Here is a 6,774-nt window from a genome sequence, read left to right on the forward strand (position 1 = left end):
GGATGGTTGGCAAAATGGGGTGGTTTTGGTTTGTTTGGAGTGGTTTTTAAGGGGCGACTAATTACTGATAATCCAAAAAAAACCCTTGCCAGAGCAAGGGTTTTAGAGGAATTAGTATGTCACCATTTATTTATCTACTTGAGGAGAGGATAAAATTTCATTGGGGGAGAAATGGTGACATGTGAATATTATATCACGAAAATATAATATTACAAGTCTAGTATATATATAAATTCTAATATAGTTTTGTAGAGCACAAATAAAAAAAGCCCGTAAAGATACGGGCTTTTTTAAAAAATATGGTGGCCACACCTAGAATTGAACTAGGGACACAGGGATTTTCAGTCCCTTGCTCTACCAACTGAGCTATGTGGCCTTACGACAAAGATGGCATTATACCTATAATTAAAACTATTCACCTAAAAATCTTTCAGCATCAAGTGCTGCCATACAGCCTGAACCTGCTGAAGTAATGGCTTGACGATAAATATGGTCTGCCACATCTCCCGCTGCAAATACCCCTTCAACACTGGTCTGAGTAGCATTGCCTTGTGTGCCACTTTGTATCTGAATATAGCCATGATTCATTTCTACACTGCCTTCAAAAATACCCGTATTTGGTGTATGCCCAATAGCAATAAACACACCATGCACATCAATATCTTTAGTGCTGCCATCATTGTTCTTCAGCCTCAACCCTGTCACGCCTGCATCATCGCCCAATACCTCATCAAGGTTGTTATTGTATTCAATGGTAATATTGCCCGTTTTTGACTTCTTAATAAGTTGCTCAGACAAAATCTTTTCACTAGAGAATTTATCTCTACGATGCACAATAGTAACATGGTCTGCTATGTTTGATAAGAACAATGCCTCCTCTACTGCGGTATTACCTCCACCAATCACAGCAACCTTCTGCCCACGATAAAAGAAACCATCGCAAGTTGCACAAGCGCTTACACCTCTACCTTTGAAGGCTTCTTCTGATTCTAGACCTAAGTAACGCGCACTTGCGCCTGTGGCAATAATCACAGCATCAGCAGTGTAAGTTGTATCAGCACTGTTTAATTTAAAAGGCTTAGATGAAAAATCAACTTCAGTAATAGTGTCATTAATAATTTCAGTGTTAAAACGCTCGGCGTGTTGCTGCATACGCGTCATTAAATCAGGGCCTTGCACACCTTCATTGTCACCCGGCCAATTATCCACATCGGTGGTGCTCATTAACTGACCCCCTTGCTCCATACCGCTAACAATAACTGGGTTAAGGTTTGCTCTGGCCGCATAAATAGCCGCAGAATAACCCGCAGGGCCAGAACCAACAATTAAAACTTTACAGTGTTTATTCTTGCTCATTTAAATACCAATCCTTTATACTTATACAAATTAAAATAGCTATTATAAAGCAAACACAAATCACCTTGAAAAAAAATAACAAACTCACCTCTCGCAATATTTCCCAGCCTCGCTCACGCATAAAAAGCGAGATATTTTTTATCGCACTTACCACCTTCGGCTTAGTATTCCTTGTTGCGCTTATATCTCATTCACCAATAGAAACACCACTGTCTAGCGCACTTGAAGAGCCAATAACAAATTCAGCAGGGATTGTTGGCGCCTACTTAAGTGATATTGGCTTATCATTTTTAGGTTATAGCGCCTACCTGATTCCAATCTCATTAATTTGGCTGGGTTATAAAATCCACAAAAATGCTGAGCAAAAGCCTGCCAACCCCAATGTGGCTAGAGTTCGATTTATTGCAACGATTGTACTGATTATCTCGTTTTCAGCATTACTTGCATTACTTGCACAACTTTCCACAAACAAGGGCCCTGCAGGTGGTGATATTGGCAATATATTACACAACTACTTTGGCGTATTATTTGGCTCAATATCCATTGTTGTTTATCTTGGCGTTATTATGATTAGCACTGGTATTGCTAGCCCGCCACTATGGAAAAATGTCTTTGCCTTCATTGCCACTTTGTTTGCAAAATTCAAAATGAAAAGCTCTAAAGCTAAAGCGACCATTACGCCTACATCAAAGCTAGCAGCCAAAAAAATAGGCCTATTTGGCAAGCTAAGGTCTGCTAAAACAAAACCAGTAAAGAGAAAAACCACAGCTACTACAAACAACGCCAGCCTGCCTAATAATAAAACATTAACGGGTCTGCCTGATTTGTCACTACTTGATGATATTAAAAAGAACACCAAGGGTTACTCTGAAAAAGAAATTGAAGAAATGTCACAGCAAGTGGAAATCAAACTCAAAGATTTCGGCTTTGATGTCAGTATCACCGCGGTCACACCCGGTCCAGTAATCACACAGTTTGAGTTATCACTGGCACCAGGCGTAAAAGTATCACAAATTATGAACCTGAACAAAGACCTTGCTCGCGCCTTGTTGGTTGAAAGCGTTCGTATTGTTGATGTTATTCCAGGTAAACCTGTTATTGGTTTAGAAATTCCAAATACCCAGCGAGAAATGATTGGACTTAAAGAGGTTTTATCTTCTAATGAATTTAATAACTCACCTTCTATGCTTACCATGGGGCTTGGTAAAGATATTAACGGTCAGCCCGTGGTCGCAAATTTGGCAAAAATGCCACACTTGTTAGTAGCAGGATCAACAGGAATGGGGAAATCTGTTGGCTTGAACGCAATGATTTTAAGTGTGCTGTATAAAGCCACACCAGAGCAAGTGCGTATCATTATGATTGACCCTAAAATTGTTGAGCTGTCTTGTTACAACGATGTGCCTCACTTGCTAACCCCCGTTATCACTGATATGAATCAAGCGGCTTCTGCACTGTGGTGGTGTGTGAATGAAATGGAGCGTCGTTATTCACTATTGGCTACATTTGGGGTGCGTAATATTGAGGGCTTTAACGAAAAACTTGAAAAAGCCAAAAAGAAAAACTCGCCCTTACTTGACCCGTCTTTTAAAGAAGAAACCGCTGAAGAAGGCGAGAGCGCACCTGAATTAGAGTCATTACCACTGATTATGTTGGTGATTGATGAATACGCCGATATGTTAGGTGCACTGCAACAAGAAGATCGTACTAAGGCTAAGCGTGTAGAAGCACTTATTATCCGTCTTGCACAAAAGGCGCGTGCTGCAGGCATTCATTTAATTATTGCCACTCAGCGCCCAAGTGTTGATGTGATTACCGGACTTATTAAATCCAATGTACCTTCTCGCATTGCTTTTAAAGTTACTTCAAAAGTTGACTCTCGCACCATTCTTGACCAAGGCGGTGCAGAGCAATTGTTAGGCATGGGTGATATGCTTTATATGACACCAGGCATCTCACATCTATCTCGTGTGCATGGTGCTTTTGTTAGCGATGATGAGATTGCAAATGTGGTTGGTTTCTTGCGTGAACATTCACAAACCAATTATCTTAATAGTGTTGTAAACTCTCATAGCGAATCCACTGATTCGCATGAAGGCACTGGGGAGCATGTAGGTGAGACGGATGAATTGTATGATAAATCAGTGCAGATTGTTACCTCAACACGCAGAGCCTCTATTTCAAGCCTACAACGACGCTTGCGTATTGGCTACAATCGTGCGGCGCGTATTATTGAAGACATGGAAGCAGCAGGTGTTGTTAGTGGCATGAATAGTGCAGGCAATCGGCAAGTATTAGCACCGGGACCAATTGATGAAAATTAAAATATTCATTCTAATCACCGCCTTATGGGCAAATGTTGCCATCAGTGGCAATAGCAAAACCAACCAGTTCTTTGAGTTTTTCAATTCGGTAGAGTCGCTGAAAGCCAACTTCTCACAAACAGTTTATGACGAAGGCTTTACATTGATAAGTAGCACGACAGGTAGTTTTGCATTTCAGCGTCCAAAAAAATTATTCTGGCACACGAAAAAACCCAACGACCAAATATTGCTACTGAACAATCACGAATTATGGCAAATTGATACCGAGCTTGAGCAGGCTGTTTTACAAGAAAAAAAAGACCTTTCTAAAACGCCGCTCTATTGGCTGATTAACAGACCTGATTCCCTCAAGAATACGCCAAAATTTTCTCATAGTGAAGGCGGCATTGATTGGTACTTAGCAACAAACACATACAGTCAGCCAATAGAGTTTGGCTTTACAGATGGTTTGTTGCGTGCTATTTCACTAGATAATGAACTTGGGCAAATTATCACCATTACCTTCGACCAATTGGCTATTAACCCCACTATCACACCAAAAACTTTTGAGTTAAGCATTGACTCAAGTTTTGATATTATTAGGTAGCTTTACAACCTAACTTCTATGCCATTTTCTTGCATGGCCTGCTTAGCCTGCTCGATAGTATATTCACCAAAATGAAAAATACTAGCGGCCAATACCCCGTCTGCACCGCCTTGTAAAACGCCTTCAGATAAGTGTTCTAAATTACCCACACCGCCAGAGGCAATCACTGGCACATCAACTGCATTTGCTACTGCCCTGGTAAGCACTAAATCAAACCCTGCCTTAACACCGTCGCAATCCATTGATGTCAATAGCACCTCACCAGCACCGTTCTCACCTTGTGTCATTTTTACCGCCCATTCAAGTGCATCAATACCTGTTGATTTACGCCCACCATGAGTGAAAATCTCCCACTTGCCTGCAGCTACTTTTTTAGCATCAATCGCAATCACAATACACTGAGAGCCAAACTCTTCACTGAGTTGGTTGATTAAACGGGGGTTAAAAATGGCCGCAGAATTTACTGCCACCTTATCTGCACCTGCATTTAACATATCGCGCACATCGCGCGCTTTGCGGATACCTCCGCCCACAGTCAAAGGAATAAACACCTGATTAGCAATCGCCTCAACCATATGTACCGTGGTACCTCTATCCTCGCTCGTAGCAGTAATGTCCAAAAAAGTAATCTCATCAGCGCCCTCTAAATCATAGCGCTTAGCTACCTCAACGGGATCACCTGCATCTTTAATATCTACAAACTGTACACCCTTGACCACGCGACCATCACGCACATCAAGACAAGGAATAATTCTTTTCGCTAAACTCATAAGTTTGAATTATACCGAATTACGGTAAAATCTGCATTTATGAATATCCCTAAACATATTGCAATTATTATGGACGGCAACGGTCGCTGGGCAAAAAAACGCAAATTGCCCCGTATTGCAGGGCATAAAAAAGGGGTGGATGCAGTGCGAAATATTGTTAAACATTGTAGTGTACTCGGCGTGCAAACACTCACCTTGTTTGCCTTTAGCAGTGAAAATAAAAACCGTTGCGAAAAAGAAGTAACTTTATTGTTTAAATTATTTTTAAGCGTGCTCAAACAAGAGGTTAAAAAGCTCAAAAAATACAATGTCCGACTCAAAATTATTGGCAAACTATCGCTATTTCCTGATGCTGTACAAAAAACTGCAGTAGAAGCACAAGCCTTATTAGCAGACAATACGGGGCTAACCTTAGTGATTGCTGCTAACTATGGCGGCAGGTGGGATATTGTCAACGCTTGCAAGCAAGCAATTGCCAATGGGGTGGATGCTGATACGTTAAGTGAACAAAACTTTGCACAATATTTATCATTAGAGAATAATGCCGTAGATTTACTCATTCGTAGCAGTGGCGAGCAACGCATCAGTAATTTTTTACTTTGGGATATTGCTTATAGCGAATTATATTTTACCAGCACACTTTGGCCTGATTTTAATACAGGGGAATTAAACAAGGCAGTTGAAAGCTTTAATCAGCGTGATAGACGCTACGGAGGGCGAGATGAGTGAACTGTCTAAAAGAATACTAACCACTTTAGTTTCAATACCGCTAATATTGTTCTTGTTATTTGAATTGCCAATTAGTTTTGAACTATTCATAATTATGACGGTTGTGATAAGTATGTATGAATTCCTTAAACTTATCCAAATTTCAACCACAAATAAAATTATTAGCATCATTATGTTGGCACTCGGTAGTTATATTACGATAATTTCACCAGCAATTTTTTATTATCTTACATTCACAAAAATAGCATATGCTTATGCACTAGCGGTCGTGTTGCTTTGGTGGGCTAATAACTTTTGGATGGTTGTAAACTATCCAAGATCAAAGCCTCTGGATATTTTTACGCCTATTAAGGCCATATTTTTGTTCACCCCTTTGTTTTGTTTGTTTGTTTTTAAGCCTTACTTGATATTGTTATTGTTTTTAATTGTTTGGGGCGCAGATAGTTTTGCTTATTTCTCAGGCAAAGCCTTTGGCAAACACAAACTTGCGCCCAGGTTAAGTGGAGGGAAAACCGTTGAAGGCGTTGTTGGTGGCTTAATAGGCGTACTTTTAATTACTGGTGCATGGATGTATTTTTACAATGAAACAAATTGGAAATTCTTACTGCTTGCGCTGATCACTGGTGTCTTTTCTGTAGTGGGCGACTTGTATGAGAGCATCTACAAGCGTGAAGCAGGCGTCAAAGACTCTGGCAATATTTTGCCTGGACATGGCGGAGTATTAGACCGCATTGACGGGCTTTTAGCTGCCACACCAATCTTTGTAATAGGTTTAATATTTTTGTTATGAAAAATATCACGGTTCTAGGCGCAACAGGCTCAATTGGCGATAGTACGCTATCAGTGGTAGCACTACATCCTGATAAATTTAATATTTTTGCCTTAAGTGCTCACACTAACTGGCAAAAAATGCAAACACTGTGTGAAAAATTCCAGCCTAAGTTTGTCGTGATGACGGATGAGTCCGCTGCTGAAGCGCTTTCAAAAGTGGTGAGTAACAACACAGAAG

The 6,774-nt window shown here is 40.5% G+C and carries 6 protein-coding genes, 1 tRNA gene and 1 pseudogene; 5 read left to right on the plus strand and 3 right to left on the minus strand.

Annotated features, from left to right (window positions below):
• Positions 1-300 precede the first annotated feature (300 nt).
• Both BAZSYMA_RS03110 and trxB read right to left on the minus strand, forming a co-directional pair.
• Positions 301-376, minus strand: a tRNA-Phe gene (locus tag BAZSYMA_RS03110).
• 35 nt (positions 377-411) lie between these two features.
• Positions 412-1,356: a thioredoxin-disulfide reductase gene (trxB, locus tag BAZSYMA_RS03115; protein ID WP_090715548.1), complete on the minus strand. Its 945-nt coding sequence runs from the start codon at positions 1,354-1,356 to the stop codon at positions 412-414.
• A 65-nt stretch (positions 1,357-1,421) separates the two neighbouring features.
• On the opposite strand from trxB, the gene BAZSYMA_RS03120 reads away from it, so the two are divergent.
• Both BAZSYMA_RS03120 and BAZSYMA_RS03125 read left to right on the plus strand, forming a co-directional pair.
• Positions 1,422-3,680 carry a DNA translocase FtsK gene (locus tag BAZSYMA_RS03120; protein WP_090715550.1) on the plus strand — a complete coding sequence of 753 codons (2,259 nt, stop codon included), beginning with the start codon at positions 1,422-1,424 and terminating at the stop codon, positions 3,678-3,680.
• On the plus strand, positions 3,670-4,266 hold the full coding sequence (locus tag BAZSYMA_RS03125; RefSeq protein ID WP_090715552.1) for an outer-membrane lipoprotein carrier protein LolA: 597 nt from the start codon (positions 3,670-3,672) through the stop codon (positions 4,264-4,266). The genes BAZSYMA_RS03120 and BAZSYMA_RS03125 overlap by 11 nt, the downstream gene beginning before the upstream one ends.
• Before the next feature lie 2 nt (positions 4,267-4,268).
• Here the strand turns inward: BAZSYMA_RS03125 and hisF are convergent, their stop codons facing one another.
• Positions 4,269-5,036 carry an imidazole glycerol phosphate synthase subunit HisF gene (hisF, locus tag BAZSYMA_RS03130; RefSeq protein WP_090715554.1) on the minus strand — a complete coding sequence of 256 codons (768 nt, stop codon included), beginning with the start codon at positions 5,034-5,036 and terminating at the stop codon, positions 4,269-4,271.
• Positions 5,037-5,075: 39 nt separating this feature from the next.
• Here hisF and uppS point away from each other — a divergent pair, with 39 nt between their 5' ends.
• The 3 genes and pseudogenes from uppS to BAZSYMA_RS03145 form a co-directional block, all read left to right on the plus strand.
• On the plus strand, positions 5,076-5,765 hold the full coding sequence (gene uppS / locus BAZSYMA_RS03135) for a polyprenyl diphosphate synthase (RefSeq protein ID WP_090715555.1): 690 nt from the start codon (positions 5,076-5,078) through the stop codon (positions 5,763-5,765).
• Complete coding sequence (locus BAZSYMA_RS03140) at positions 5,716-6,555, plus strand: phosphatidate cytidylyltransferase (protein ID WP_143243081.1); 840 nt, start codon at positions 5,716-5,718, stop codon at positions 6,553-6,555. The genes uppS and BAZSYMA_RS03140 overlap by 50 nt, the downstream gene beginning before the upstream one ends.
• Positions 6,552-6,774 (plus strand): annotated as a pseudogene (locus BAZSYMA_RS03145) (1-deoxy-D-xylulose-5-phosphate reductoisomerase); the annotation flags it as partial. The gene BAZSYMA_RS03140 and the pseudogene BAZSYMA_RS03145, both read left to right, overlap by 4 nt.

The sequence above is a fragment of the Bathymodiolus azoricus thioautotrophic gill symbiont genome, assembly GCF_001298715.1.
Classification (GTDB): domain Bacteria; phylum Pseudomonadota; class Gammaproteobacteria; order PS1; family Pseudothioglobaceae; genus Thiodubiliella.

Excerpts from the sequence above, each read along its gene's own strand:
- uppS (WP_090715555.1), top strand. The coding sequence starts at position 5,076 with ATGAATATCCCTAAACATATTGCAATTATTATGGACGGCAACGGTCGC.
- hisF (WP_090715554.1), bottom strand. The coding sequence starts at position 5,036 with ATGAGTTTAGCGAAAAGAATTATTCCTTGTCTTGATGTGCGTGATGGT.
- BAZSYMA_RS03125 (WP_090715552.1), top strand. The coding sequence starts at position 3,670 with ATGAAAATTAAAATATTCATTCTAATCACCGCCTTATGGGCAAATGTT.
- trxB (WP_090715548.1), bottom strand. The coding sequence starts at position 1,356 with ATGAGCAAGAATAAACACTGTAAAGTTTTAATTGTTGGTTCTGGCCCT.